Consider the following 26981-nt stretch of genomic DNA (forward strand, 5'->3'; position numbering starts at 1 on the left):
CGCTCGCGGCAACCCGACCTCACGAGACGTCGCTGGCCGCCTCACGGCGACGGGCCGCGGCCCGGTACACCCGCTCGTGCGTGGCCATCACCATCCTGGGATCGGCGCCCTCGACGCGCGGCGGCGCCGACCGGGGTTCGTCGATCGCGGTGTGCACCGCCCACGTCAGGCTGCCGGGATCCCGGGGGTCGTACACCTCACCGGAGTGCTCGTCCGGATCACAGCGGTCGAACCACTGCTCGCGCAGGAACCCCACGGCCGGGAGCACCGGCGCCACCCCCAGGTCCCGGCACATCTCCAGCCAGGTGGAGTGGGTGGCGAAGCGGTACGGCAGCACGCACACGTCCAGGGCGGCGAACTCGGCGAGCAACGGCCCGAGGTCCCGGGCCTCGTAGCGGGTCAGCCGCACCGACTCCCACCCGCCCTCCGCCGCGAGTTCGGCGACCAGGTGGTGCCCGCCGCTCTCGCGGTCCTCGCCGCACGCATCACGCCAGGCCTGGGACTCCACGACGATCCGCAGGTGCGCGCCGCGCCGGCCGGCCGCCACGGGCGCCAGCAGATCCAGGAGTTCCGGCCCCTCGATGTTCTCGCCCATCCGTTCCAACAACACCCCCACCACGACGTCCCCGGGAGCCCGGAGATGTCGGGAGGCGCGGATGGCGGCGGAGACCTCGGCCTCGTCGAGCAACCTGGGATGAGGCACCACCATCGCGTCCACGCCCCACCTCACCCACAGTTCCCGCGCCGCGACCTCGGTCAGCGTCAGCACCTGCGCCGCGGCCCCGACGAGCGTGCCGGTGTGACTTCGGTGTGGCCGCGCGTCCTCGTGGGAGGGGTAGACGATGTCGTGCACGGTCAACACCATGGGGACCCCGGCTCGGGAGAGGTACTCGATCACATCCCGGGCACTCTCGGGATTCAGGTAGTCGTAACCGAAATGGACGTGGGCCACGTCCACGTGATTCAGGTCCGGATCGGGGCCCGGGCCGGGGTCCCTGGCATACGTGCCGGGGTGGGATTCGCCGTTGACCGCGCCCGGCCGGATCGGCACGATCTCGATGCGCTCCGAGCACCCCAGCCCGGTGATCCGGCGGACGGCGGGATGAGCGGCGGGCAGCACCGCCACCCTCGTCCGGGACGCGCCGCCATGTGACCGCATGAAACTTAGTTTAAACCCCTACGCAAGTCCTCGATGAGGTCTCCGGCGAACTCCAGACCCACCGAGAGGCGGACCACGTTGTCGGCGATCCCCACGGCAGCGCGCGCCTCGGGCTCCATTGACGCGTGGGTAGTGGTCGCGGGATGGGTGACCAGGGTCTTGGCGTCGCCCAGATTGTTGGAGATGTCGATGATCCTCAGCGCGTTGAGCAGCGAGAAGCACCGTCCCTTGCCCCGGTCCGCCTCGTCGTCGTCGAACTTGAGGCCGAACGTCACCACCGATCCCCCGCCCGACATCTGCTCGCGGGCCAGGTCGTACTGCGGGTGCGACGGCAGCATCGAGTACCGGACCCAGTCCACCGCGTCGTGCGACTCGAGGAACCGCGCCACCTCGAGCGCGTTGGCGGACATGCGCTCGACCCGCAGGCCCATGGTCTCCAGGCCCTTGAGCAACACCCAGGCGTTGAAGGCGCTCATACCGAACCCTGCGTGACGCATCAGGTTCTGCACTGGTCCGGCGATGTACTCCTCCGGCCCCAACACGGCTCCGCCCAGGACCCGGCCCTGGCCGTCGATGTGCTTGGTGGCCGAGTAGACGACGATGTCCGCGCCCAGCTCGAGCGGCTTCTGGTGCAGGACGGTGGCGAAGACGTTGTCCACCACCACCTGCGCGCCGGCCTCGTGCGCCAGATCGCAGACCGCCCGCACGTCCACCAATTCCTGCATGGGGTTGGAGGGGGTCTCGAAGAACACGGCGTCGGTCGGCTGGCTGAGCGCCTCACGCCACTGGTCCAGGTCGGCGCCGTCCACGAACACCGTCTCCACGCCCCAGCGGGGCAGGATCTCCGCGCAGATGACGTAACAGGAGCCGAACAACGCCCGCGAGGCCACGAGCCGCGAACCGTTGCCGAGCAGCGCGGCCAGCGAGACGAACACCGCCGACATCCCGGAACTGGTGGCGAAACACGCCTCGGCGCCCTCGATCTGCCGCAGCCGCTCCTGGAACATCGCCACGGTGGGGTTGCCGTAGCGGGAGTAGACGAACCGCTGGATGTCCCCGTTGAACGACGCCTCAGCCGCTTCGGCGGACTCGTAGACGTAACCGGAGTTGAGGAACATCGGCTCGGCGGTCTCCTCGAAGGCCGTGCGCATCTGCCCGGCCCGCACCCCCAGGGTGTCGGGGTGGAGTCCGTCGGGGAGCTCGTTGTTTCTCATCCGCTGCTTTCTGAGTGTGTGGTCGGTGGTGCGGGTGGCGGGTCGGTAATCGTGGCGGGCTCGGCGGGGGTGGGTCAGGCGGATCAGGACTGGCGCCAGGGCAGTCCGGCGACCTTCCACCCGTTGGTCGTGCCGCGGTGACCCTCCGCGTCCGGGTCGCCCTCGAATCCCTCGGCCACGTTGTAGGCGGGGCCCAGACCGGCGGCGGTGGCAGCGCTCGCGGCGGCGGCCGACCGGTGCCCGCTGCGGCACAGGAACAACACCGGCGTGTCGGCGTCCACGCCCGCCTCGCCGAGCTGCTCCAGGAAGCGGTGGTTGGGCTCGCCCGCCGAGGTCATCCACTCGATTCCCACCGCGCGCCTGCCCAGCTCCGACAGGTCGGCGCCGCCGACCCACTGCCACTCGGCGCTCGTGCGCACGTCCACCAGGACGGCGGAGGGGTCGGAGGCGAGAAGATCCCACGCCTGTCGCGGCGCGAGGTCCCCGGCGTAATCGCTCATGGGCCCTGATTATGCTCCCTGTGCCACGAGTCCGCCCGGTCGAGGTCCGCCGGGCGCGCCCCCGTGCCATGATCGGACCATGGCACCGACCCCCTCCGCCGCCCCGATCAGAGTGGCCGTCGTCGGATCCGGACCGGCGGGCGTCTACTCCTGCGAGGCCCTGCTGGCGTGGGCCGACCAGCACGGCAGGGACATCGTCGTGGATTGCATCGACAAGCTGCCCGTGCCGTACGGCCTGCTGCGCCACGGTGTCGCACCGGACCACCCGCGGATCAAGGGCATCGCCCGCACGCTGGAGGCGATCGTCACAGACCCGCGGATCCGGTTCCTCGGCAACGTCGAGTTCGGCCGGGACCTCACGCTGGACGACGTCCCCCGGCTCTACCACGCCGTCATCCTCGCCACCGGCGCCCTCGCCGACCGCGGACTCGGCATCCCCGGGGAGCACCTCGAGGGCTCCTACGGCGCCGCGCAGTTCGTCACCTGGTACGACGGTCACCCGGACGCCGACCGCACCTGGGCCCTGACCGCCGAACGCGCCGCCGTGGTGGGCGTGGGCAACGTCGCGCTCGACATCGCGCGGATGCTGGTGCGCACCCCCGAGCAACTCGAGGCCACCGACATCCCCGAGCACGTCCGCGAGGGCTTCGGCACCAGCGCCACCCGCGTCGTCACCGTGACCGGCCGCCGCGGTCCGGCCTACGCCAAGTTCACCCCCCTGGAGCTGCGGGAGATGGACAAGGTGGAGGGTGTGACGATCGTCGTGGACCCGGCCGACCTGGAGTACGACGACGAGGCGCGCGACCACCTGGAACACGATCGCCGGGCCGGACAGGTCTGCGATCAGCTGGCCAAGTGGGCGGCCGCGCAGTCGGAGGCGGGACACGAGTCCCCCGACGCGGCGGAGGAGGCCGCTCTCGCCGCCGGCGGACGCGTGGTGCGTTTCCGCTTCCACCGCACTCCCGTCGAGATCCTCGGCCCCGGCGGGTTCGTCACCGGCCTCCGGCTGGAGCGCACAGAACCGGACGGGACCCGGGTGCGCGCCACCGGCGAGTTCGAGGAGCTCGAAGTCGATGCGGTGTACCGCGCGGTCGGGTATCGCTCCGACGCTCTCCAGGGCGTGCCCTTCGACGATGCGACCGCCACCATCCCCAACGACGGCGGTCGGGTGCTCAGCGCGCCGGGCGGGGAGCCCGTCAAGGGACTGTTCGTCGCCGGGTGGATCAAGCGCGGGCCCACCGGGGTGATCGGCACCAACCGCCACTGCGCGGTGGACACGGTGCACGCCCTCACCGACGATATCGAGGCCGGCGCCCTGGTCGACCCCGCCGAGACCGACCCGCAGGCCGTCCGCGACCTGCTCGCCGAGCGAGGTGTGTCGGTGATCGACGGCGACGGGTGGGCGGCGATCGACTCCCGCGAGCGCGCCCTCGGCCGGGAGGGCGGCCGCGAGCGCACCAAACTCGGAGGTCGGGAGGAGATGCTCGCGGCGGCACGGGGCTCCGCCGGCTCGGCCGATGCCGCCGGTTCTTCTGACGTCCCCGGATCGGCCGACGCCGCCGGTTACTCGGACGTCCCCGGCGCATAGCCTAAAAGGGGTCAATCCCGATCCCCGATGAGCCTGCCGAGTTCGGCAAGCGACACCGTCCCGCGGTCGAAGTAGGCCGAGTGCGCGCCCCGCGTCGACCCGGGCCCGGACCCCGGTTCGGTGACGTCCACCGAGAGGCCCCCGAAGTCCTCCGTCCCCGGCCGTGCGCCCAGGACACCGGTGATCGACCACCACGGCACCGGGTCCCATCTCGAGGCCACACCCACCACGTCGCGCTCCCCGGCCTGCCGCGCGGTCCCGCCCTCATCGACCCACTGCTGCGCGACCGTGTCGACGGTCGCGCCGGGGCTACCCACGTGGATCATCCGGTCCGCGGCCAGTCCGCTCGGATCCGCCGCCGCCGCGCCCAGGACCGCGGATCCGTAGCTGTAGCCGACCGCCGCGTGCGGGGAGTCCACACCGTCCATCCTCTCGACGGCATCCAGGCCCGCGGCGAAGGTCCTCAGGTCGTGGGCATGCGCACGCGCGGGCGCCGCCGAGAATCCCGCGTCGGTGACCTTCTCCGGGGCGTCGTATCCCTGCCACGACACGGAGACGCACGACCCGGTCGAGTTCTCCGCGCCGGCCTCACACATCGCCTGCGCGCGCTCGGCGGTGCGATCGATCGACTGGGTCGACGAGCCCGTGCCGGGGATCAGCGTCACCACGCCGTCCGCACCGTCGGGGTCCCCGCTCGCCACCACCGCCCGGCCGTCCCGATGGAGCGCGAGCAGATGCCGGCCGGGATCCTCGGCGAGGTGATCGCTCAACGCGAGGAGCCCGGGTGTCGGTCCAGCCGCCACGAGCCTGCGTAGCCGCGTCCGGTTGATCGCGTCCCGGGTCGCCGAGGACAGCCCGGCCACCGATCCCAGATCCGGATGGTCCCGCGCGAGCCTCTCCCTTTCCGCCGGGCCGAGGGAGTGCCACAACCCGGCCACCGCGCGGGGATCGTCACCCGTCGTCCCGGACAGGTCGAGGCAGGCCACCGCCGCGGCATCCGTGTGCCCGGCCAGGGAGTCGGCCACCTCGCGCAATCGCACCGACAGCGCCAGGTCGGCGTCGATCACCTCCGTGTGGTCGCCCTCGCCCGGACGCCGCCGCTCGTCGTCCGCCCACGCGATCAGGGCTCTCGACAGCCTCGAGCCCTCCACCCGCAGGACATCCGCCAGATAGAGACAGGCGCCGGAGAGCATCCTGGCCTCGGCGGCCGCGTCTGCAACCCGCGCGCGGGCGCGCGATCCGGCGTGGCCGAACCAGCCACCCGCCGAACCCGGGCCCCAGACACCGGACCCGCCATCCCCCGGGCCCGGTGCGTCGCCCAACCCCGTCGCTACGGCTGCAGTACGGGCGCCACCCACCCCACCAAGGCCTCCTGCGAGCCTCCGGACCACGGCATCCAGGTCCGCCGCGGCCCCCTCGGTCTCCCGCCCCACCGCCGCAGACCTGGACTCGGCGTGGTCCAGAGCGATCACCAGCGTCTCAACCCGCTGAGTCTCAACCCCCAGCGCCGGCGACACCCCGGGCCCCCTCCTCGTCGGCTGTGGCGAGCAGCTCCAGCGCCCTTTCCATTTGCCCGGCGATCCGGCCGATCTCCTCGGCGTCGTCGCGCGACCGTCGCGCCAGCAAGGCCGCGCACTCCTCCAACGCAGCGCCGCTGAGCAGGCCACCGCGCGGTCCCGCCCCCGAGGCGATGGCCGCCTCGCCAGCCTGGCCGAGCGCGGCGGCCAGAGAATCCGCCTGATCGGCTGCGTGCGCACCGGCCCCACGGACCCGAGACGCCTCGCCCGCCAGCGGGGTCCGCTCGAACGACACCGTGGTCGCCTCGGCCGGCCAGAGTCCCGTTCCTGGTTCCGCCATCGACCCGCCCCCTCCCGGGCCCGTGGATCCGGGCCGCTCGTGAATGACGCTATTGGCAGGGCCGGGGTCGGGTCAGGCCCCTCGGCGGGGGCGGTGGATAGTTCGGACGACCATCCACAGGGTCAGTGCAGGTCAGGGTGCTCGGCGTACCGACTACCCACGTACATCCGGAGCAGCACCGCGACGAGACCCACACCGAACAACGCCATACCGCCGTAAAGCAGCCCCTCCGGCATCCGCTGGTCCGGCGACCCGGAGGCGATCACGATCCCCGCCTGCATCGCCACCAGGAGCGCGAGTGTGACCACCACGATCAGCCACAGGTCCTCACGGACCAGTCGCTCGAACCTGCGCAACCTCGGAGCGGTCGACGTCCACCACTGCTTGTTGGGACCGTTGATGAGCTCCGGCGCCCGCAGGACGAGCAGGGACGTGAGCGGGATCAACGCCAGCACGGTGAGCGGCAGCAGCCCCGAGAACGCCAGCGCTCCGGCCTTGGTGGACCACCCGTCAGCCCGCCCCCCGGAACCGAAATGGATCGGGACCCGCTCGGGGAGCACCATCACCTGCCAGGCCAGCACCGCCAGCCAGATCAGCAGGGTGGACACGACGAGTGTCCGGATCCACGAAGCGGACGGCTCACTGGGCAACCCGCGGGCCTCGTCGGCGACCGAGTTCGTCGTCGTCATCTATCGGGTTCCCCTCCATCCGGGCCCTGTCGAACCGACCTCCGCGCAGCGCACCGTCTACGTCACCACCGTCACACGCGAGGCGGCCTCGCGGGCGCGCTCCCGCGCGGTCTCCACGTCCTCGGCGGTCGCCACGGCCACGCCCATACGGCGGAATTCGCTGGCCGAGGGCTTGCCGAACAGTCGCAGATCCGACTCCGGCACCGCGAGCGCACGGGCGACTCCCTCGAACCCGACCCCCTCCACCGTCCCACCGCCGGCGCCGCCCCCGCCCGAGCCCGTGCCGGAGCCGTCCCCCGCGAGGCCGGAGCCGCCGTAGATCACCGCCGACGCACCCGGGCTGGACATGGTCGTGACCACCGGTAGGCCCAGGACGGCGCGGGCGTGCATGTCGAACTCGCTGAGCACCTGGCTGCGCAGCGTCACCAGACCGGTGTCGTGCGGCCGCGGGCTCACCTCGGAGAAGTAGACGTCGACGCCCTGCACGAACAGCTCGACCCCGAACACCCCGACCCCGCCGAGTGCGCCGGTCACGCGCGCCGCGACCGAGCGCGCCGAGTCGTAGGCATCCTGGGTCATGGACTGGGGCTGCCACGACTCGACGTAGTCGCCGCGCTCCTGACGGTGACCGATCGGCTCGCAGAAATCCGTGCGGATCGCCCCGGTGGCCGGGTCAACGCTCCGGACCGTGAGCAGGGTGATCTCGTACTCGAAGTCCACGAACGACTCCACGATCACGCGCGCCCCCGTCACCCGCGCACCCGACTGCGCGTAGGCCCAGGCGGCCTCCACGTCCTCGGGGCCGTGGAGGGAGGACTGCCCTTTTCCTGACGACGACATCGTGGGCTTGACCAGGCACGGGAACCCGATCCGATCGCACGCCTCCTGCAACTCCTCGCGCGACGAGGCGAAAGCGTAGCGACTCGTGGGCAGCCCCAGCTCCTCGGCGGCCAGACGGCGGATGCCCTCGCGGTCCATGGTCAGCTGCACGGCGCGGGCGGTCGGCACCACCCGGGCCAGCCCGTCCTGTTCGATCTGCGCCAACGCGGCGGTGGCGATGGCCTCGATCTCCGGCAGGATCACCTGCGGCTTCTCGAGCTCCACCACCCGCCGCACCTCGCCTGAGTCGGTCATGTCGATCGTGTGGCTGCGGTGGGCGACCTGGTGGGCGGGGGCGCCGGAGTACCTGTCCACCGCGATCACCTCGACACCCAGGCGCTGCAGCGCGATCGTGACCTCCTTGCCCAACTCTCCGGAGCCCAGCAGCATCACGCGGGTCGCGTCCGGGGTACCCGGCGTGCCGACGCGGTCGACGACGGGCGGGGCGAGGGGATCGTGCGCTGCGGTCATGGTGCCCACGCTAGTAGAGACCTGGCGACGGGCGTCCTATCGCATGCTCCCCGGCTCCCGCCGACCGGCAGGCGATACCGTGTGTGCAACGCCACACGAAAGGGCACACCTGTGACCACTGCCTCCCCCGGACCCCTCGCCGGCATCCGCGTCGTCGAACTCAACGGCATCGGCCCCGGCCCCCACGCCTGCATGATGCTCGCCGACCTGGGCGCCGACGTCGTGACCGTCATGCGCCCCGGCGAACTCGCCACCCAGGTCGGCGGCTGGGCGCACATCACCCGGCGCGGCCGGACCGTGGTGGAGGCGAACCTCAAGAGCGACGACGGGTTGGCGCAGGTCCGCGACCTGATCGCCAAGGCCGATGTGCTGGTCGAGGGCTTCCGGCCCGGGGTGACCGAACGCATGGGACTCGGCCCCGAGGAGAGCCTCGAGCTCAACCCCCGGCTCGTCTACGCGCGGATGACCGGGTGGGGTCAGCACGGCCCGCTCGCCCACACCGCCGGTCACGACCTCAACTACATCTCGCTCACCGGCCACCTCAACGCCACCGCCCGCAAAGGCGAGCGCCCCGTGCCGCCGCTCAACCTGGTCGGCGACTTCGGCGGTGGCTCGATGTTCCTCATCCAGGGCATTCTCGCCGCGATCATCGAGCGGGCGACCTCCGGCAAGGGCCAGGTCATCGACGCCGCCATGACCGACGGTGCCTCCGTGCTGGGCCAGTTCCAGTGGGCCATGCGCGCCCGGGACCAGTGGTCGGACGTCGCCGGGACCAACATGCTCGACACCGGCTTCCCCTTCTACGACGTCTACACCTGCTCTGACGGCAAATTCATGGCCGTGGGCTGCCTCGAGCCGCAGTTCTACGCCGAGTTCGCCCGGTTGCTCGGCATCGACGGCGAAGGCATGCCCGGCCAGTTCGACATGGACCGCTGGGACGAGATGCGCGAGATCATCGCGGCCAAGTTCGCCGAGAAGCCCCGTGACGAGTGGGCGGAGCTCTTCTACGGCACCGACGCCTGCACGACCCCGGTACTGACCTACACCGAGGCGCTGTCCCATCCCCATCTGACGGCGAGGGAGACCTTCGTCGAGGTCGGCGGGGACATGGGCCCGGCGCCCGCGCCGCGGTTCTCGCGTACCCCTGCGCCCGCCGTCCCGGCCGCCCCGCCGCGTGAGGTGACGTCGATCGAGCAGGTCTGGGCCTGACCATGAGCGGGTCGGGGCCGGGAGCCACTCCTCACTCGCCGGGCAGTGGCTCCCGGGTGGCCGGGATGACCCTGGCCGTCGACCCCGCCTCGGCGGAGCCGCCGTTCCGCCAACTCAAGGGGCAGATAGTCGAGGGCGTCCGGCGTGGGGTGCTCACGGCCGGGACCCGGTTGCCCGCCGTGCGCACGCTCGCGGAGGAGGTCGGCGTCTCCAGCGCCACCGCCGCCAAGGTCTACCGCGAACTCGAGGAGTCGGGGGTACTGGAGGGCCGCGGCCGCTCGGGGACGTTCGTCTCGGCGGCCGATCTGCCCGGCGCGGTACTGGCCCGGGCCGCGGAGGAGTTCGCAGAGCGGGCCGCGGGGGCGGGGTTCGATGCCGAGGACGCCGCGGACGCGGTCCGCAACGCCTTCCGGCACCTGCGCTGACCGCGCGGCGCTGGCAAGGCGGTCCAGCGCGATCCTGGACGCATCGGCCGAGTAGACCTCTCGCAGAACGTGACGCCGTTTCACAGAACGCGATGGGTTCCGGCGAATGCGATCGGCGTGCAGTGGCTGGCATCGGAGTTCATCGGGGGCGACCCTGTCGACCGGGTTGCTCCCACCCTTGCTTCTCGAATGCCCCGTGGACGAATCGGGTGAGCGTCCGCGGGGTGTTCAGCAGCCCTTGCGTCACTCGCCTCACCTCCCATCCGAGGGATGCCAGGCGCAGCATCGCCACGGAGTCCGCGTCTCGGCGGGCCCTGGTCAGGTGTTCGTGGCCGTCATACTGCAATCCGACCTTCCACCTGCGGTTTGCCAGGTCGAGCCGCGACACGAGACCGCCGGATTCGTCCCTGACCTCCACCTGCGAGACGAACATCGGCAGATCAGTCCGCCTCATGAGCAGCCGCAGTTCGGACTCCTTGGGCGACTCCGCCAGTGGATCCACGGCGGGCAGGAGCCCCAGCACGCGCCTGACCCCGGTCTGACCTGCCATTGCGAACGCCGCTCCCGCGATCGCGTCCGGATCGGTGCCACCCGATCTGCACATGGAATCCAGCGCCGCGACTGCCCGGATATCCGAGCCCAGGTGCCGGGCGAGGTCGATCGCCGTTCTTGCCGGGGTGGTCACAGCCATCCCCTGCCACAGCACATGCTCGGGGGTGGCGGTCCACTTGCGGACGGCGATTCCTGGCGGGGGGCTGCGCCAGCTCGGCCGCCAGAGTTGGACCTCCTGGCGGACGAGCTCCTCCCCGAAGTACGCCTCCCCGGCCAGGTACCCGGCGGCGCCCCCGCAGATCACCGACCGGGGCCCGCCCCACAACCAGGCAGCGCGAATGGTCTGCGCTGTGTCGAGCTCGGCCGACGCCCGCACATAGACCCGTGGGTGCAGCCGCCGGAAGCGGGTGCGCAGATCCTGCCTGGTGAGGATACCTGCGGCCAATGCACTGTTGACCAGGAACGGCTCGCCCCCGTAGATGGCTCTGACGAAGGCTGCCTCACGCCTCGGAGTTCGCACAGTGTGTGGAGATGTCGCTGACATGGTGGCATCGTGCTACGCGATCACCCTGCCCTCGGCCTCCAGACGACCACTGTGGACGAGGCGGACGACCATCCACAGCCTGCGCCCGGTCACCGAGCTGCGCCCGGTCACCGAGCTGGTCGGAGAAGCGAGAACTGCTCGTGCGGCGATCGCTCCAATCGAGAGAACAGGTCGAGAGAACAGGTCGAAGGGCGAGCAGACGCGGAAGCGCGAGAGCAAAGGCGGAAGCGAGAGAGCAGGTCAGGAGTTGAGAGGCGGCCGAGGCGCGCGACTGAGCGCGTTCGGTGAAGACTCGTCTCGATCCGGGAATCGTCGGCGGGTTCTGGGACGAAGCCACTCGGCCGACACCTCCAGGAACTCGCTGCATTCCCCGTGTCGGCGGTTGCGCAGCCCTGCCCGGGACTGCTCACGAGGCTCGTAGGTAATGCCGAACGGCCGCGCCGCGATAGTGGGGGCATGATCACGAGAACCGCCACCGCTGCCACCGCTATCGCTCTGGCTGCCGCCACCACTATCGCTGTCGCCCCGGCCCACGCCGGTCCCACGCCGGAAGGCCATGTCGCCTACGTCGCGCAGGCATCAGGGTCCGCAGACGGCGGTTCACTGGACAACCCGATCATCGGAGCCGGCCTGCTCATCATCGCGGGGCTCGGTGTCTCGGCAGCTCTGGCCATCGGCGCGGGGGTGGCAGGTGGCGCCTTCGAGCTCCCACCGTTCCCGGGCCTGCCGAGCTGACACGTCAGCGGGGCCGCGGTCCACAGCTGACGCGACCAGCCGAACCGAGTTGCTGAGCCGACCCGAGTTGCTGAACCGAGCCGACCAGCCGAGCCCAGCCCGGCCCAGCGCTCAGAGCGCGGGCGGCGGGATCACTCCGGTGGCCACTCCGACGCCGACACCCACACCGACCGAGGCGATCGCGCCCAGCGCGAGTGAGCCAGCGGGCTCCCCACCGCCGGCCGAGAGGTCCGCAGAGCCCATCGGAAGTGACCCGAGGAAACCGCCCGAGGTCGTCCTCTCGACCTCGACATAGTCGTCCCCGCGACAGCTCGACACCGCCTCGAGGGCAAAGGACTCGTCCTCCGGGAGCACGGCGAACACCGGGTCGACGGGTCCGCGTGAGCCGGGCGCCGAATCGAAGGTGAGATACCCGAATCGGCCGACCTGCGTAGCGGCCTCGACCGCCGCCTCGAGCTCGACGGGTAGATCGACCTCCCCCGCGTCCGGCCCGAGAGCACGGAGGAAGTCGTAGTAGGCGTCGACGACCTCTGCGGTACTCAGGATCGTCAGGCAGAACAGGTCGCGTCCGGACCGGTTGGCATAGGACACGATGGGCTCACCGGACGAACGGGAGACGGTAAGGGCACTGGGGCTGGTGTGGGTCGAGCCGGGAGCGTCCTGGGCCGTTGCCGTCAACGGGGCCGCCGGCGGTTCCTGCGCTCCCGCCACCCCCGCCCCTGAGCAGACCGTGACAGAAGCGAGGACGGTGGTCGCGGCGGCGACGCCGAGACGGGCGAGGGAAGGCATGAACGTCGTCCGATCGTCGAGGGGACGCGGCCGGCCGCAGATCCGTGACCGCAGGGCGACTATATCCCCGTAGGACTCCCCCGTCGCGCGATCCCGCGAGTCGACGTCCTACCCGCGAGTCGACGCCCCACTCGCAACGGGTCGCCGGAAGGGGCGGCCTGCCGATCGACGCCGCCCTGCCGTCCGACTCACCCCAGGATGTCGCGCCGCACCACGTTCTGGTCGCGGCCCGGACCGACGCCGATGTAGGACATGTGGCAGCCGGCCAGCTCCTCGAGCCGCAGCACGTAGTCGCGGGCCTCCGGCGGCAGGTCACCGAACTCGCGCGCCCCGGTGATGTCGGCTTCCCATCCGGGCATGGTCTCGTAGATGGGCGTGGCGTGATGGAAGTCGGTCTGCGACATGGGCATCTCGTCGTGCCGCACCCCGTCGACGTCGTAGGCCACGCAGATCGGGATCTCGCCGATGCCGGTGAGCACGTCGAGCTTGGTCAGGAAGTAGTCGGTGAAGCCGTTGACGCGCGCGGCATAGCGGGCGATCACGGCGTCGTACCACCCGCAACGTCGGGTGCGACCGGTGTTGACGCCCACCTCACCACCGGTGACCTGCAGGTATTCGCCCCACTTGTCAAAGAGTTCGGTGGGGAACGGACCGGCGCCCACGCGCGTGGTGTACGCCTTGACGATGCCCAGCGAGTGCGTGATCTTGGTGGGCCCGACGCCCGACCCCACGCAGGCGCCGCCGGCGGTGGGGTTGGACGAGGTGACGAACGGGTAGGTGCCGTGGTCGACGTCCAGCATGGTGGCCTGGCCGCCCTCCATCAGCACGGACTCGCCGCGCTCCAGTGCCTGGTTGAGCATGAGGGTGGTGTCGCTGACCATGGGCCGGAGCCGGTCGGCGTATCCGAGGAAGTACTCGACCATCTCCTCGACCTCGACCGCCCGGCGGTTGTAGATCTTGACGAAGATCTGGTTCTTGAGGTGCAGCGCGCCCTCGATCTTCTGCCGCAGGATGGATTCGTCGAAGACGTCCTGGACGCGGATCCCCACTCGCGAGACCTTGTCCGCGTAGGTGGGGCCGATGCCTCGACCGGTGGTCCCGATGGCCTTCTTGCCCAGGAACCGCTCGGTCACCTTGTCCAGCGCCTGGTGGTACGGGGCCACCAGGTGGGCATCGGCGGAGATGCGCAGCCGCGAGGTGTCGGCGCCGCGGGCCTCGAGGCCGTCGATCTCCTCGAACAGCGCCTCGAGGTTGACCACCACACCGTTGCCGATCACCGGCACGGCCGTGGGCGAGAGGATGCCGGCGGGCAGGAGCTTGAGCTCGTACTTCTCGCCGCCCACCACCACGGTGTGCCCTGCGTTGTTCCCGCCGTTGGGCTTGACCACGTACTCGACGCGGCCACCGAGGATGTCGGTGGCCTTACCCTTGCCCTCGTCGCCCCACTGGGCGCCGATCAGGACGATCGCTGGCATGGTTCGCTTTCACCTCGAAAAGTGTCGTCATTCGGTGAGGGACGAAAACCGACCCGCAGGCGGTGACTCCGCGCACACCAACGGTCCAAGGTACCTGGTTCCGCCTCGGTTACCCTAGTCGGTCAGTCCGACACCCTCCGGAAGCTCACCGGCGCTCCGGGCAGGAGCTGCGACAGGGCGTCCGAGGACCGCGAGGTGAGCACCCCGATCACCGGGTATCCGCCCGTGACGGGGTGATCGGGCCCGAACACGACGGGCGCCCCGTCCGCCGGCACCTGCACGGCACCGCGCACCATCCCCTCGCTGGGGATCTCGCGGGTGCTCGACCGGGGGACCGGCCCGGCGGGGTCGATGCGCACGCCGACCCGGTCCGCGTGCCCGCTGACGTGCCCCGTCTCCGCCAGGACGTGCCACGCGGCGGGCGGGAACAGGTCGTCGCGCGGGCCGGGGATCACGTCCAGCACAAGGCTCCGGGGTCGCCTCCCCCGGCCGTCCGACCCCGTGCCCGTGCCCGTGCCTATGCCTGTGCCTCTGCCCGGGCCCGGGCCCGTGCCCGACCCCGGATGCGGGTCCCCGCCCGACGCGTGCCAGTGGTCCGCCCAGGGACCCACGACGGCATCGCCCACGGCCAGCACGTCGCCGGCCTCCAGCGGCGGCGGCCCGAGCCCGGAGAGGGTGTCCCGCGACCTGCTGCCCAGCACCGGCGGCACCTCGACCCCGCCGCGCACTCCGAGGTAGGTGCGCACCCCGACGCCGGGCCGGCCGATCTCGAGCGTCGAACCGGCGTCCAACCTCAGGACCTCGCCGGTGGCGGCGGTGCGCCGGGAACCGGAAGGGGTGGTGACGACGACGAGGCCCCGCGCCCCCGTCACCGCGACCACCGCCGGGGAGTCTGTCATGACCACCAACCCGCCCAGCAGCAACTCGAGCACCGCTGCCGCAGGGTCGGTCCCGACGCAGCGCAGGGCGAGCGCGGCGGCGGCGCGATCGGCGGCGCCCGAGCCGGTGACGCCGAGCGCGGCGTGGCCCGGTCTGCCCAGGTCCTGCACCAGGGCGGCCGGGCCGGCGCGGAGGATCATCAGGCTCATCGGGAGCCGTCCCGCGGATGAACCGACCTGAACCGGACGCGGTCGCCCGGGGCCAGGAGCACCGGGTCCGGGCGGTCCGGGTCCCAGAGCAGGGCGTCAGTGGCGCCGATCAGTCGCCATCCTCCTGGGGAGGCGCCGGGATAGACGGCGCAGAAGCGGTCGGCCAGCCCCACCGATCCCGCCGGGACCCGTGGTCGGGGGGAGCCCAGTCGTGGCACCACGGGCAGGCGCGCGGGCGGCTGCGCACCCGCGGGGCTCGGCCCGCCACCCGCGGGGCCCCGCCCGCCGTTCGCTCCGGTGGCTCCGTGGAGGTCCTCCGACACGTCCGCATCACCGGTGAGGTCCCGCTCGTCCACGAGATAGAAGAACCCGGGCGCGAATCCACCGAACGCGGCGCGCCAGGTGATCGATTGGTGCCGGCGGATCAGAGCGTCGGTCGAGAGCCCGGCGAGATCAGCAACCTCGCTCAGGTCGGGGCCGTCGTAGCGGACGTCGAGGATCACCTCGCGGACCCCGGCGTCGTGATGCCGGGTGAGAGGGCGCTCGACCTGAGCCTCACGCGCGTCTCGGGCCAGCAGCTCCTCGAGTTCGCGACGCAGCTCGGGGAGTTCCGAGGCATCCCGGGCGGCCACCAGGACCGTCCGGGCCCCGGCGACCACGTCCACCGCCTCCGGACACTGCTGCTCCACGCGCCGCGCCAGCTCCACAGCCGCGGACAGGTCAGCACAGTCGAGCATCAGCGCTGCTTCTCCGCAGGGGCGGATCCTCGGCGTCGTCATCGGGGTCCGTCCCCCACACCGGACCGGTCGCCCTCATCCCGCCTCGATACGCGCGGCGGGGGCGGCGCTGAGGGAAGATGCGGCGCGGACACCGGCCCGGTGAACGGCGCCACCTCCACCCCGGCCGCCTCGAGCGCCCGCCGGACCCCGCGCGCCAACCCGAGCGCACCGGGGGTGTCCCCGTGCACACAGACCGACTGCGCGGTCACCACGACCTGAGTCCCGTCGTCGGCTCTGATCTCCCGCCCACTCGCCATGGCCACCACGCGGGCGGCGACCTCGTCCGCGTCGGTGAGCACCGCGCCGGGCCGTCCGCGGGGGACCAGCGTCCCGTCGGCGCGGTACCCGCGGTCCGCGAACGCCTCGGTCACGGCGGGGATCCCCACCGACCCGGCGTGCGAGAGCACCACCGACCCCGGCAGCCCCAGGATGGGCAGCGGTTCCTCGCCGGCGAGCTCGGCGTAGCGGAGGACGGCGTCCACCACACCGGCCGCCTGCTCCGCATCGTGTACGATACGGTTGTAGAGGGCGCCGTGGGGCTTGACGTACCGCACCCGTGTCCCGCGGCGACGCGCTGCCATGTCCATCTCCACCAGCTGGAAGTGCACGTGGTCGGCCACCTCGGCGCGCGAGAGCTCCATCTCGGTCCGCCCGAAGTTCGCCGCGTCCCTATGGGACGGGTGCGCACCCAGCGCCACGCCCCGTTCGGCGGCGGCCGCGGCGGTCGCGGACATGGTGGGTCGGTTGCCCGCATGGAAACCGCACGCGACGTTGGCGGAGGTCACCACGTCCAGCAGCGCCGCGTCAGCGGGATCCGGCCCGGAACGCGCAGCCAGCGACCGCGACCACCGCGGCGTGCCCCGGCGGGCCTCCCCGAGGTCGCAGTTGAGGTCGATGCGGTGCACTCTGTCCATCCTGCCGTCATCGTGGCCCGGGTTCGACCCTGCGCGCCGGTGAGTCCATGATGGATGCATGATCGTCATCCGCTGCGGCTCGGCGCCGGTACCGACCGTCCTGGGCGAGCACCCGCGCGTGGAGTGCAGTGAGGTGCCCACCAAGGACGATGTGAACCGCGCGCTGTACGAGATCGGACATCGACGCCGGGTGGTGGTGTGCGGCACCGACGCCGGCCTAGCCGCGCTGCTCACGCGACTGCTGCGGACGGAGAACCTGGACATGGAGGTCGCGTACGTCGCCGAGGACCCCACTCCGGCCACCCGCGCCTACGACCTGCCCACCGGTTCGGCCGCCGCCAAGCTCGGGGTCCGGGGCGAGGCCAGGGAGGTACCGCTGATCCGGGACGAGACCGGAACGGTCCTGGTGGGCGAGGCCACCGTCACCGGACCGGGCGGCGCCCACCTGGTGGGCGAGGCGTACGCCGACGACGAGCGGATCTTCTCCGGGGAGATCGACACCCTCACTGTCCGCCCGACCCCGCAGCTTCCCGGTGTCCGCGCCACAGCGGCACGGCCGCGCAGGGTGCTGAGGCGCTCCTGGCTGCCGGCCCGCGCCGTTCAACTGGGGACGGAGGCGGGGGTGATCACCCGTGACGGGGTCACCGGTCGGCGGGCGGTCAAGAGGACCTCTTTCTATCGTCATACCGAGCCATGGAGGCTCGTGTCGCCCTGAGCGGGGGCATGACGGTGGCCGGGCGGTCCGGGGACTCGGGCCACTCCTCCAGCAGTTCCGGCTCCACCGCGGGCGTGCGCACCGTGGGGGGCAACGTGGCCAGCGCGGAGATCTTGCTCAGCCCCGCCACCTGCATCATGTCCACGAGGATCGAGCGGATCTGGGCCAGCATCACGGTCTCCGTCAGGCCGGAGCCCGGAACGAGCTCACGCTTGGCCCGCGCCGCCACCCCTCGCAGGGCCCGGTGGACCTGGGCGTCGGTGGGCGCGGTCGGGTCGGCGGCCATGCGGCGCGTGAGCAACTCCAGCGCCTCTCCCAGCGACCCGATCAGCGAGCTCAGCGCCGGCGGGACGTCGACCTGGTCGTCGACCGCCACGATCGCCCGCCGGGCCAGGACACGGATGTTGCGGATACCGTTGTCGAGCGGGTTGAGCACGCCCGTCAGCACGATCTCCTCCGGCCGGCGCCGCCGATAGAACGGCGAGATCCGCACCAGTTCGCGAGCACCGGCGAGCTGCTCGGCGATCTCGTCGACCGCCGGCTGGGTGTCGCGGGCCTCCTGCAGGGCGGAGCGGATGAGTTCCGAATCCCGGTGGTCCAAGCCCTGGGCGACCTCGGCCAGAACAGACGAGGCCACGCCCAGGAGCGAGGCCGCCTCGCGGCGGGCCCGGCGCAGGGGGTGCACGGGCATCAGCGCCATGGCCACCAGCGCGACCACGCCGCCGACGGCCGCGTCGACCATCCGCTCGTACCCACCCGCGCTCCCGGGAGGCAGGAGTGTGGCCACGAGGATCGCCGACGACGCGGCCTGCGTCCCGACGAGCGCCCCGCGGTCGAGGAACACCGCCGCGGACATGGCCAGGATCACCACCGCGGCGATCTGCCACGGACCGGAGCCGATCTGGGCGATCAACAGGTCGCCCAGACCCACTCCCACCACCACACCGATCACCAGCTCGACGCCGCGGCGAATCCGGCGACCCATGCCCGTACCCAGAGCCAGGGCGGCGGCGATGGGCGCGAAGAACGGCGCCGGGTGGCCCAGCACGTCATGCGCGAGGAACCAGGCGATCCCTGCGGCGAGGCCGCACTGCACGATCGGCAGGAAGGCGTACGCGAGCCTCCGGGTCCGTGCCCTCAGTGGGGCCGGGAGCGCGCCGTAGACGCCCTGCGTGCGGGCGTCCAGTCGGTCACGCCAGGCCGAGAGGCGCGGCGGCGTGCGGGTCCGACTCATTGACCAGGTCCAGACAACGGATGTACTCCTCCTCCTCGCCGATCGACTGCGCGGCGCGGGCCAGGGCGGCCACGCACCGCAGGAAGCCACGGTTGGGTTCGTGATCGAAGGGCACCGGCCCGAATCCCTTCCATCCGTGACGTCGCAGCTGGTCGAGCCCGCGGTGGTAGCCGGTGCGGGCGAATGCATAGGCGCCGATCACGTCACCGGCGTCGAGCGCGCGCTCGGCGAGCTCCGCCCAGGCGATGGACGCGGTGGGATGAGACGCCGCCACGGCGCGGGGATCGTCACCGGCGGCGATGGCGTCCTCCGCCTCGGGATCGCCGGTGAGACGGGTGGGCGGGGGGCCGAGAAGGTCTCCGAACTGGGTCATGCCCCCATTGTCCACGATCCCACGACACCCGAGCGTCACCCGGCCACCGGCCGACCCGCCCGGCATGGTGAACTCTCCGTGACCAATCAGTGGGTTTTCTCACCTGCCGCCCGCGGGTGGGGTGAACTGGACGCATGGATCCTGCCGCCCGCACCGGGGCTACCCCCTCCACCACCGGTCTCGACCGTCGGACCGTCCTCAAGGCCGGGGCCCTGGCCGGGGCCGCGGTGGGCACGAGCGCGCTGGCGGGCCGGCCCGCGGTCGCGGGCGCCGATGTGGCGGTGTTCCAGCACGGGGTCGCGTCCGGCGACCCCATGCCCGATCGCGTCATCCTGTGGACACGGGTGACCCCCGCGCCCGACGCGTTCGCGGGCTCGGGCCGCGGGGTGCCCGTCACCGTCAGTTGGGAGATCGCCAACGACCCCGGCTTCTCCCAGGTCGTCCGGACCGGTTCGCTGGTCACCGACGCCGGCCGCGACCACACCGTCAAGTTCGACTGCACCGGCCTGGCCCCCGACCGCTGGTACCACTACCGCTTCCGTGCGCTCGCTCAGACCTCCCCCACCGGTCGCACCCGCACGGCCCCGGCGGACGGGGCGCTGCCCTCCACCGGCCGCTGGCGCATCGGGGTGGTCTCGTGCTCCAACTGGGAGGCGGGGTACTTCTCCGGGTTCCGCCATCTCGAGGCGCGCGGTGACCTCGACGCGATCGTCGAACTGGGCGACTACATCTACGAGTACGGCCGTGGTGAGTACACCGGCAAGTTCGGGGCGGTGCGGCCGCACGATCCCCCGCACGACATCGTGACCCTGGCCGACTATCGGATCCGACTGGCCCAGTACCGCACCGACCCGGACCTTCAGTCCCTGCACGCGCACGTGCCCTGGATCTGCACCTGGGACGACCACGAGCTCGCCAACGACAACTGGTCCGACGGGGCCGAGAACCACCACCCGCACCAGGGGCCGTTCGCCGACCGCAAGGCCGCCAGCTCGCAGGCCTACTTCGAGTGGATGCCCGTGCGGCCCGAGTCCCTCCGCGACGGTGGGCACCTCTACCGGCGGTTGCGCTGGGGGTCGCTCGCCGAGATCAGCATGCTGGACCTGCGCTCGTACCGCACGGAGGGGCCGGACCGCTTCGACGGTCACGCGATCGACGTCACGGGCACGATGACCGGCGCCGAGCAGTTCGACTGGCTGGCCCGTGGGCTCAGGTCGTCGACCGCCCGCTGGAACGTCATCGGCAACTCGGTGATGATCACGCCCGTGCTCCTGCCCCCTCTCGATCCGCGGACCACCGCCGCGCTCACCGAGTTGCTGGGCGTCCCGCGCGAGGGCATCACCTACAACCCCGACCAGTGGGACGGCTATGCGGGTGAACGCCGCCGGTTGATGGAGGTGATCCGCGCCGCCGGCACCCGCAACACCGTCTTCCTCACCGGCGACATCCACACCTCGTGGGCCAACGAGGTGCCGTTCGAGCCGGCGAACTACCCGGGCGCGGGCGTCGGCGCGATCGAGTTCGTCACCCCGTCGATCACCAGCAACAACATCGACGACATGGTGAACCTCCCCGAGGGCAACCCGTTGTCCCAGACCGCGCAGGGGGCCCTCACTCAGGTCAACCGACACGTGCGTTGGGTGGACCTGGACCGCCACGGCTTCACGGTGGTCGAGTTCACGACCGACTTCGCCCACGCCGACTACTGGGCGCTGGTCGCGCGCGAGGACCCCGCCAGCGGCGCCTACCCCATCGCCAGCTGGCGGGTCCGGCACGGCACCGATCAGCTGGAGCCGGCCGGCCTGCTGCCCTGATCCGGCGCACCCCAGCCCATCACACCCGGCCCATTACACCGTGACCCGCGCGGCGCCGCCCGTGGTGGCGCTCACACCCGATTCACACCGTCGTCGGCTACGGTGGCGGGTCGATGCGCCCCGTCCGGGGCCCGACACGGTACCGGGAGTGATGGATGACGACGACGAGCCCGCAGACACCCGACGGCAGACCCGATCCCGGGGATCAACGTATCGGCGGTGGCCGCCCACGCGGCGGGCTCCGGGTCGCGCTCGCGGCCGCGGCCGTCGTCGGAGCCGTGGTGGCCGCCGCACTCGTGTGGCTCGTCGCGGCAGGGCCGATGTCGTCCTCGGATCGCGCGGAGCGCGCGGTCGAGCAGACTCTCCGCGACATGACCGCCTCGGACTCGTTCGCCGAGTTCAACAGTCATCTCTGCGCCGAGAACCGGGTTCCCCAGGACCTGGTCGACAACATCACCGCTTCCGGCGAGCAGACCGGTACCGACCTCGACGCGATGCTGCGCGAGTCCATCGCGGGGTCGTTCCCGCAGGACCTCGTCGTCACCGGGGTGGAGATCAACAGCGACGTGGCCACCGCCACCGTAGAGTCGGAGTCCGATGAGTCCGCCCCGGAGCAGGTGCGGATGCTCGACGAGGACGGCGTCTGGAAAGTGTGCGAGCCCGGGGTGGGCATGGGAGCGGTGCCGCAGGGCGATCAGCCCGGCTGACCGGTCTCCGCCGTTTGTCGCGGCAGACGCCAGCGGCGCCCCTCCGCTTTAAGAGGGACGCCGCGAGTCGGATCAGGCCGGGTTGTGTCAGGCAGAGGCGCCCTTGGACTTGCCGGCCGACTTGAGGTCGTTGCACGCCTCGACGACGCGCTCGGACATCGCCTGCTCCGCCTTCTTGAGGTAAGAGCGCGGGTCGTAGACCTTCTTGTTGCCGACCTCTCCGTCAATCTTGAGGACGCCGTCGTAGTTGGCGAACATGTGCGCGGCGATCGGGCGGGTGAAGGCGTACTGGGTGTCGGTGTCGACGTTCATCTTGATGACGCCGTAGCTCAGCGCCTCCTCGATCTCGGACTTTGCCGAGCCCGAACCGCCGTGGAAGACGAAGTCGAAGGGCAGGTCGCCCTCGTTGAGGCCCAGCTTCTCGACCGCGACGTCCTGGCCCATCTTGAGGACCTCGGGCTTGAGTTTGACGTTTCCCGGCTTGTAGACGCCGTGGACGTTGCCGAAGGTCGCCGCCAGCAGGTAGCGCTGTCCGGTGTTGCCCGCGCCGAGCGCGTCGATAGTGGCCTCGAAGTCCTCGCGGGAGGTGTAGAGCTTCTCGTTGATCTCGTTCTCGACCCCGTCCTCCTCGCCGCCGACCACGCCGATCTCGATCTCGAGGATCTGCTTGGCGCTGGCCGTCTTCTCGAGAAGCTCCTTGGCGATCTCGAGGTTACGGTCGAGCGGGGTGGCCGAGCCGTCCCACATGTGCGACTGGAACAGCGGGTTCTCGCCGCGGTCGACACGTTCCTGGGAGATCTCGATGAGCGGACGCACGAAGGTGTCGAGCTTGTCCTCGGGGCAATGGTCGGTGTGCAGCGCGACCAGGATGTCGTACTTCGCCGCGATCACGTGTGCGAACTCGGCGAGCGCGACGGCACCGGTGACCATGTCCTTGACGTTCAGCCCGGAGCCGAACTCGGAACCGCCGGTGGAGAACTGGATGATGCCGTCGGAGCCGGCGTCGGCGAAACCCTTGATGGCCGCGTTGATGGTCTCCGAGGACGTGCAGTTGATCGCGGGGTAGGCGAAGCCCCCCTCGCGGGCCCGATCGAGCATGTCCTTGTACTGCTCCGGGGTGGCGATAGGCATTGACGATCCTCCAGTTTTCGGCGCTGTGATTGATCCCATCCTACGAGGTACCGCCAGGGGGCGGGTCCCGGTGGACCGGCGGGGGGCACGGTGGTCTCGCAACGGTGTCACGGCGCCCGGCGGGCAGCGGCGGTCAGCGGTCCAGTCCGAGTCCCGGAACCACCGACGGCATCGTCGCCAGCTCGTCGTCGGTGAGCAGTGCGCCCCGCAGGGCGGACCGCACCGCGGCGTGGTCGAGCTTCACCCCGATGAGCACGATCTCCTGTCCCGGCCGGACGTCTGGTACGCGCGCCCACTCCTGGGCGATCTGGAGATCGTAGTTGGGACCCGCCTGCGACCACACCACCGCATGGTGCGGATGCGACGACAACCAGCAGTAGCCTTTGGACCTCACCAGACCCCGGGTGGACCTGAGGGCCGCTTCGAGCCGAGCCGGGTCGAACGGCCGACCGGCCCGGAACACCGTCGAGGAGATGCCGTACTCCTCCGTCTCCGGAGTGTGCGGGGTGGCGAGTTCCTCCGCGTACCCGTCCGCCTGGGCGGCGACCGCGGGGTCGAACAGGCCGGTGTCCACCACGTCGGCGACATCGATCCTTCCGCGGTCGAGCCGGCGCACGCGGGCGCGGGGGTTGAGGGCCCGGATCATCTGTTCGGTCGCACCCGCCACCTGCTCCGAGGCCAGATCCGTCTTGGATACCAGCACGAGGTCCGCGAACTCGACCTGGTCCACCAGGAGATCGGCGATCGTCCGCTCGTCACCCTCGCCCGCGGCCATGTCGTGCTGGTCCAGTCGGTCCCCGCGGGCGATCGCGCCGAGGAACGTCGAGGCGTCGACGACCGTGACCATGGTGTCCAACCGGGCCAGGTCGTCGAGCCGGAACCCGCCCTCGAATTCCCACTCGAATGTCGCGGCGACCGGCATGGGCTCGGAGATGCCCGTCGACTCCACGACGATGGCATCGAACGACCCGTCGCGGGCCAGACGGGCCACGGATTCCACGAGGTCCTCGCGGAGCGTGCAGCAGATGCAGCCGTTGGTGAGCTCCACCAGCTTTTCCTCACCGCGCTCGAAATGCCCCTCGCCGGCCACGAGGGCGGCGTCGATATTGATCTCGGACATGTCGTTGACGATGACGGCGATGCGGCGGCCGTCCCGGTTGGCCAGGAGATGGTTGAGAAGGGTCGTCTTGCCGGCCCCGAGGAAGCCGGACAGGACGGTGACGGGGATACGGGAATCAGCCATGGTCCTAATGGTAACCATTTCCATTAAGACTGCGGCGTCGGACCCGTCGTGGACGTCAGATGGGGGCGGCGTGCTCGCGGATCCACGCGTGCATCGCGATCCCGGCGGCCACGCCGGCGTTGATCGATCGGGTCGATCCGAACTGGGCGATCGACACCGTCCTGGCCGCCCGCAGTCGCGCGTCGGCGCTGACACCGGGCCCCTCCTGCCCGAACAGCAGCACACAGTCGCGCGGGAGGTGGGCGGTCTCGAGCGGCTCGGCACCCGGGAGATTGTCGACGGCGACGACCGGCACCCCTACGGAGTCCGCCCAGTCCATCAGTGCGGCCACGTCCTCGTGGTGCCGCAGGTGCTGGTAGCGATCGGTCACCATCGCCCCGCGGCGGTTCCAGCGACGGCGGCCCACGATGTGCACCTCGGCCGCGAGGAAGGCGTTGGCCGTGCGGACCACGGTGCCGATGTTGGCGTCGTGGCCGAAGTTCTCGATGGCCACGTGGAACGGGTGTCGCCGGGTGTCGAGGTCGGCCACGATGGCCTCGCGCCGCCAGTAGCGGTAGCGGTCGACCACGTTGCGGCGGTCACCGGACTCGAGCAACTCCGGGTCCCAGTGGTCGCCGGAGGGTCGGGGCTCCCCGGGTCGCTCGTGCTCCCATGGACCCACCCCGACGAGGCCTTCACCCCATTCGGTCGGCCCGGCGGCGGGGTCCGCTGCCGCGGGGTCCGCTGCCGTGGGGCCCGCTGCCGCGGCCTCCGGGTCGGTGGAGCGACCGGTCACGAGGTCAGGCGCTTGTTGGCCAGTCGGATGATCCGTCCCGGGCCGACCTGGGACGCCAGGTAGATCGCGGTGGCCTGCGCGCCCACCGGGCGGTGGACCGCGCGCCCCACGGCGCCCCGGATCCGACCGAGCAGACCCGAGGGCGTGCGACGCGTCTGCTCGGCGAGGTCGGAAACCTCGCCGGCCACGTCGCCCTCGGTCAGGCGGACACCCATGTTCCGCATCCCGGCTGTGTTCACGCCCTCGAGCATCCCCGTTCCCACGTAGAGAGGCCACACCGAACACACGCGGATACCCTTGGGACCCCACTCCAGGTCCAGCGCCTCGGTGATCCCCCGGACGGCGAACTTGGTGGCCGAGTACACGGCCATCTCGGCCTGGCCGTAGATCGCCGAGGCCGAGCAGAGGTTGACCACGACAGGCGACGAGGCCTTCTCCAGGTACGGGAACGCCGCCCGGCAGCCGTACATCACACCCTTGACGTTGACGTCCACCAGCGCGGAGTCCTGCTCGTAACTCGCGTCCACGAACGGCATCCCGTACAGCAGCCCGGCATTGTTGACCAGCACGTTCAGCGCACCACCGGCGCGGGCCGTCAACTGTTCCAGTGCGGCCTCCCAGGCGGCGGGGTCGGTGACGTCCAGCACTCCGGTGACCACCCGGTCATCCCCCGCCGCCCAGGCACACGGCTGCAGATCAAAGGCGCCCACGAGGTACCCGGCGTCGGCGAACCTGCGTGCGGTGGCCTCGCCGATCCCGCGGCCGGCGCCGGTGACGAGAACCGTGCGGACCGCGGATCCGGCCGGTGCATCCGCGCCAGTGGCACTCACGCCGGTCGCCCGGCCGCGCGTGCCGCGGCCGCGGTCCCCGTGAGCAGGAGCAACGCGGCGGTGGCGTAGGTGTCGATCACGCCGACGTCGAGGGCCCGCGCGAGCGCGGTCCCGCCCTCGGCCTTGCGCCTGACGAGGATCAGGCCGTCGCTGAGGAGTAAGACCGGGCCCGCCACGGCCAGCACGGAGGCCGCGGGCCCGGAGCGGCGATCCACAGAGGTCGCGAGCGCCGACAGGGCCGCCAGCAGCCCTCCGTACGCGGCGAGCGGAGCGTTGGCCCGATCCTCGGACAGGAGAACCGCGCCGGCGGCGCCGGCCACCACACCGTGGACCGCGGACTGGAGCGGCTTGCATCTCAGCCCCGACCGGAGCATCAGCCCGCCGAGCGCGAGATGGCCCACCCCGAAAGCCGCAGCGCCCGAGACCAGGCGCGCCTTCGACCGGCTCGCATGTCCGCCCCCGAGCATGAGGATCACGTCGCCGGTGGTGTACGCGGCGCCGGTGACCGACAGCAGTGTGGTCGCGAGAGGCCCGAGACCGCCGGCCCCCGGCCGCCCGACGCCCGTTGTACTCCCACCGGCCAGGGCACCCTCACCCCGAGCTCCCTCAAGCAGCGCGATGGCCAGTGCGGCCGGCACGATTAGCGGTTTGCAGAGCTTCTCCAGCGGGCCGAACCCGGTCGCCTTGGCGAGCTCCGTACCCGCGGCGGCGGCGAGGAACGCGGGCCCCTCCGGGCGGGAGGTGTCCATCAGCGAGAGCACCCGCTCGCTAAATGCCCGCGCCGCGTCCACGGGCGAGGAGGTCGCCGTCGCTTTCCCGGTCGTCCTGTTCCGTGCCATCCTGGTGCGCTCCGTCATCCACCCGCGTGTCATGTCACTCCAGTCCCAGGTCGGTCAGGCCGAGCAGGGCGCGGTAGTCCACGCCCTCGGCCCGAATCACGTCGTCGGCCCCCGTGGCGCGGTCCACGACGGTCGCCACGCCCACCACCTCGGCACCGGCCTCCCGTAGGGCGGTCACCGCGGTGAGCGGGGAGTTCCCGGTGGTCGTGGTGTCCTCGACCACGAGAACGCGCTTGCCCACGATGTCCGGGCCCTCGACCCGGCGCTGCATCCCGTGCTTCTTCGCCTCCTTGCGCACCACGAACGCGTCGATCGGCCGGCCCGAATCACGTCGTCGGCCCCCGTGGCGCGGTCCACGACGGTCGCCACGCCCACCACCTCGGCACCGGCCTCCCGTAGGGCGGTCACCGCGGTGAGCGGGGAGTTCCCGGTGGTCGTGGTGTCCTCGACCAC

At 71.4% G+C, this 26981-nt stretch carries 28 protein-coding genes; 7 read left to right on the plus strand and 21 right to left on the minus strand.

Annotated features, from left to right (window positions below; translation table 11 throughout):
• Positions 1-19 precede the first annotated feature (19 nt).
• From H483_RS34215 to H483_RS34225, 3 genes are all read right to left on the minus strand, one after another.
• Positions 20-1159 carry a hypothetical protein gene (locus H483_RS34215; protein WP_238556351.1) on the minus strand — a complete coding sequence of 380 codons (1140 nt, stop codon included), beginning with the start codon at positions 1157-1159 and terminating at the stop codon, positions 20-22.
• Positions 1160-1164: 5 nt separating this feature from the next.
• On the minus strand, positions 1165-2373 hold the full coding sequence (locus H483_RS34220; RefSeq protein ID WP_031265083.1) for an O-succinylhomoserine sulfhydrylase: 1209 nt from the start codon (positions 2371-2373) through the stop codon (positions 1165-1167).
• 83 nt (positions 2374-2456) lie between these two features.
• On the minus strand, positions 2457-2873 hold the full coding sequence (locus tag H483_RS34225) for a rhodanese-like domain-containing protein (protein ID WP_017837878.1): 417 nt from the start codon (positions 2871-2873) through the stop codon (positions 2457-2459).
• 79 nt (positions 2874-2952) lie between these two features.
• Here H483_RS34225 and H483_RS34230 point away from each other — a divergent pair, with 79 nt between their 5' ends.
• On the plus strand, positions 2953-4461 hold the full coding sequence (locus H483_RS34230) for an FAD-dependent oxidoreductase (RefSeq protein ID WP_017837879.1): 1509 nt from the start codon (positions 2953-2955) through the stop codon (positions 4459-4461).
• A gap of 11 nt (positions 4462-4472) precedes the next feature.
• Here H483_RS34230 and H483_RS34235 read toward each other — a convergent pair whose 3' ends face one another.
• From H483_RS34235 to purT, 4 genes are all read right to left on the minus strand, one after another.
• Positions 4473-5933: an alpha/beta hydrolase gene (locus H483_RS34235; RefSeq protein ID WP_238556352.1), complete on the minus strand. Its 1461-nt coding sequence runs from the start codon at positions 5931-5933 to the stop codon at positions 4473-4475.
• Positions 5934-5955: 22 nt separating this feature from the next.
• Positions 5956-6318, minus strand: coding sequence for a hypothetical protein (locus H483_RS34240; protein WP_017837881.1), 363 nt, complete (start codon positions 6316-6318; stop codon positions 5956-5958).
• A 122-nt stretch (positions 6319-6440) separates the two neighbouring features.
• On the minus strand, positions 6441-7007 hold the full coding sequence (locus tag H483_RS34245) for a DUF1648 domain-containing protein (protein WP_017837882.1): 567 nt from the start codon (positions 7005-7007) through the stop codon (positions 6441-6443).
• A gap of 57 nt (positions 7008-7064) precedes the next feature.
• Positions 7065-8357, minus strand: a complete 1293-nt coding sequence (gene purT / locus H483_RS34250) for a formate-dependent phosphoribosylglycinamide formyltransferase (RefSeq protein ID WP_031265086.1) — start codon at positions 8355-8357, stop codon at positions 7065-7067.
• Between the two features lie 111 nt (positions 8358-8468).
• Between purT and H483_RS34255 the strand changes: the two genes are divergently transcribed.
• Both H483_RS34255 and H483_RS34260 read left to right on the plus strand, forming a co-directional pair.
• Positions 8469-9566 carry a CaiB/BaiF CoA-transferase family protein gene (locus H483_RS34255; RefSeq protein WP_017837884.1) on the plus strand — a complete coding sequence of 366 codons (1098 nt, stop codon included), beginning with the start codon at positions 8469-8471 and terminating at the stop codon, positions 9564-9566.
• Between the two features lie 65 nt (positions 9567-9631).
• A complete protein-coding gene (locus H483_RS34260; protein WP_017837885.1) occupies positions 9632-9991 on the plus strand; it encodes a GntR family transcriptional regulator in 360 nt (119 codons plus the stop codon).
• A 139-nt stretch (positions 9992-10130) separates the two neighbouring features.
• On the opposite strand, the gene H483_RS34265 is transcribed toward H483_RS34260, so the two are convergent.
• On the minus strand, positions 10131-11063 hold the full coding sequence (locus H483_RS34265) for a hypothetical protein (protein ID WP_017837886.1): 933 nt from the start codon (positions 11061-11063) through the stop codon (positions 10131-10133).
• A gap of 480 nt (positions 11064-11543) precedes the next feature.
• Here H483_RS34265 and H483_RS34270 point away from each other — a divergent pair, with 480 nt between their 5' ends.
• Entirely contained in the window at positions 11544-11822 is a 279-nt protein-coding gene (locus H483_RS34270) for a hypothetical protein (RefSeq protein WP_017837888.1), read from the plus strand.
• Between the two features lie 111 nt (positions 11823-11933).
• Here the strand turns inward: H483_RS34270 and H483_RS34275 are convergent, their stop codons facing one another.
• The 5 genes from H483_RS34275 to H483_RS34295 form a co-directional block, all read right to left on the minus strand.
• The gene (locus H483_RS34275) at positions 11934-12611 is read right to left on the minus strand and encodes a hypothetical protein (RefSeq protein WP_095717390.1); all 678 of its coding nucleotides are present in this window, start codon (positions 12609-12611) and stop codon (positions 11934-11936) included.
• A 188-nt stretch (positions 12612-12799) separates the two neighbouring features.
• The gene (locus tag H483_RS34280; RefSeq protein WP_017837890.1) at positions 12800-14086 is read right to left on the minus strand and encodes an adenylosuccinate synthase; all 1287 of its coding nucleotides are present in this window, start codon (positions 14084-14086) and stop codon (positions 12800-12802) included.
• Positions 14087-14208: 122 nt separating this feature from the next.
• Positions 14209-15174, minus strand: coding sequence for a biotin-dependent carboxyltransferase family protein (locus H483_RS34285; RefSeq protein WP_017837891.1), 966 nt, complete (start codon positions 15172-15174; stop codon positions 14209-14211).
• Positions 15171-15953: an allophanate hydrolase subunit 1 gene (locus H483_RS34290; protein ID WP_042330013.1), complete on the minus strand. Its 783-nt coding sequence runs from the start codon at positions 15951-15953 to the stop codon at positions 15171-15173. Before H483_RS34290 ends, H483_RS34285 begins: the two co-directional genes overlap by 4 nt.
• Entirely contained in the window at positions 15950-16858 is a 909-nt protein-coding gene (locus H483_RS34295; protein WP_017837893.1) for a LamB/YcsF family protein, read from the minus strand. Before H483_RS34295 ends, H483_RS34290 begins: the two co-directional genes overlap by 4 nt.
• Positions 16859-16925: 67 nt before the next feature.
• On the opposite strand from H483_RS34295, the gene H483_RS34300 reads away from it, so the two are divergent.
• A complete protein-coding gene (locus H483_RS34300) occupies positions 16926-17582 on the plus strand; it encodes a hypothetical protein (RefSeq protein ID WP_017837894.1) in 657 nt (218 codons plus the stop codon).
• Here the strand turns inward: H483_RS34300 and H483_RS34305 are convergent.
• Both H483_RS34305 and H483_RS34310 read right to left on the minus strand, forming a co-directional pair.
• Positions 17527-18816, minus strand: coding sequence for an FUSC family protein (locus H483_RS34305; protein ID WP_017837895.1), 1290 nt, complete (start codon positions 18814-18816; stop codon positions 17527-17529). The two genes, H483_RS34300 and H483_RS34305, sit on opposite strands and share 56 nt — an antisense overlap.
• A complete protein-coding gene (locus H483_RS34310) occupies positions 18773-19189 on the minus strand; it encodes a DUF3151 domain-containing protein (RefSeq protein WP_031265088.1) in 417 nt (138 codons plus the stop codon). Before H483_RS34310 ends, H483_RS34305 begins: the two co-directional genes overlap by 44 nt.
• Positions 19190-19323: 134 nt before the next feature.
• On the opposite strand from H483_RS34310, the gene H483_RS34315 reads away from it, so the two are divergent.
• On the plus strand, positions 19324-21003 hold the full coding sequence (locus H483_RS34315; RefSeq protein WP_017837897.1) for an alkaline phosphatase: 1680 nt from the start codon (positions 19324-19326) through the stop codon (positions 21001-21003).
• Positions 21004-21158: 155 nt separating this feature from the next.
• Entirely contained in the window at positions 21159-21710 is a 552-nt protein-coding gene (locus tag H483_RS34320; RefSeq protein WP_017837898.1) for a hypothetical protein, read from the plus strand.
• 87 nt (positions 21711-21797) lie between these two features.
• On the opposite strand, the gene fbaA is transcribed toward H483_RS34320, so the two are convergent.
• From fbaA to H483_RS0119940, 6 genes are all read right to left on the minus strand, one after another.
• Positions 21798-22841, minus strand: coding sequence for a class II fructose-bisphosphate aldolase (gene fbaA, locus H483_RS34325; RefSeq protein ID WP_017837899.1), 1044 nt, complete (start codon positions 22839-22841; stop codon positions 21798-21800).
• A gap of 133 nt (positions 22842-22974) precedes the next feature.
• The gene (locus H483_RS34330; RefSeq protein WP_017837900.1) at positions 22975-24084 is read right to left on the minus strand and encodes a GTP-binding protein; all 1110 of its coding nucleotides are present in this window, start codon (positions 24082-24084) and stop codon (positions 22975-22977) included.
• A 55-nt stretch (positions 24085-24139) separates the two neighbouring features.
• On the minus strand, positions 24140-24859 hold the full coding sequence (locus H483_RS34335; protein ID WP_017837901.1) for an RNA methyltransferase: 720 nt from the start codon (positions 24857-24859) through the stop codon (positions 24140-24142).
• Positions 24856-25689: an SDR family oxidoreductase gene (locus H483_RS34340; protein ID WP_017837902.1), complete on the minus strand. Its 834-nt coding sequence runs from the start codon at positions 25687-25689 to the stop codon at positions 24856-24858. The genes H483_RS34335 and H483_RS34340 overlap by 4 nt, the downstream gene beginning before the upstream one ends.
• Complete coding sequence (locus tag H483_RS34345) at positions 25686-26528, minus strand: lysoplasmalogenase family protein (RefSeq protein ID WP_081615227.1); 843 nt, start codon at positions 26526-26528, stop codon at positions 25686-25688. The genes H483_RS34340 and H483_RS34345 overlap by 4 nt, the downstream gene beginning before the upstream one ends.
• Before the next feature lie 34 nt (positions 26529-26562).
• A partial coding sequence (locus H483_RS0119940; protein ID WP_371204714.1) for a phosphoribosyltransferase family protein occupies positions 26563-26981 on the minus strand: 419 nt, incomplete at its 5' end.

The sequence above is a fragment of the Dietzia sp. UCD-THP genome, from assembly GCF_000349585.1.
Taxonomy (GTDB): Bacteria; Actinomycetota; Actinomycetes; order Mycobacteriales; family Mycobacteriaceae; genus Dietzia; species Dietzia natronolimnaea_A.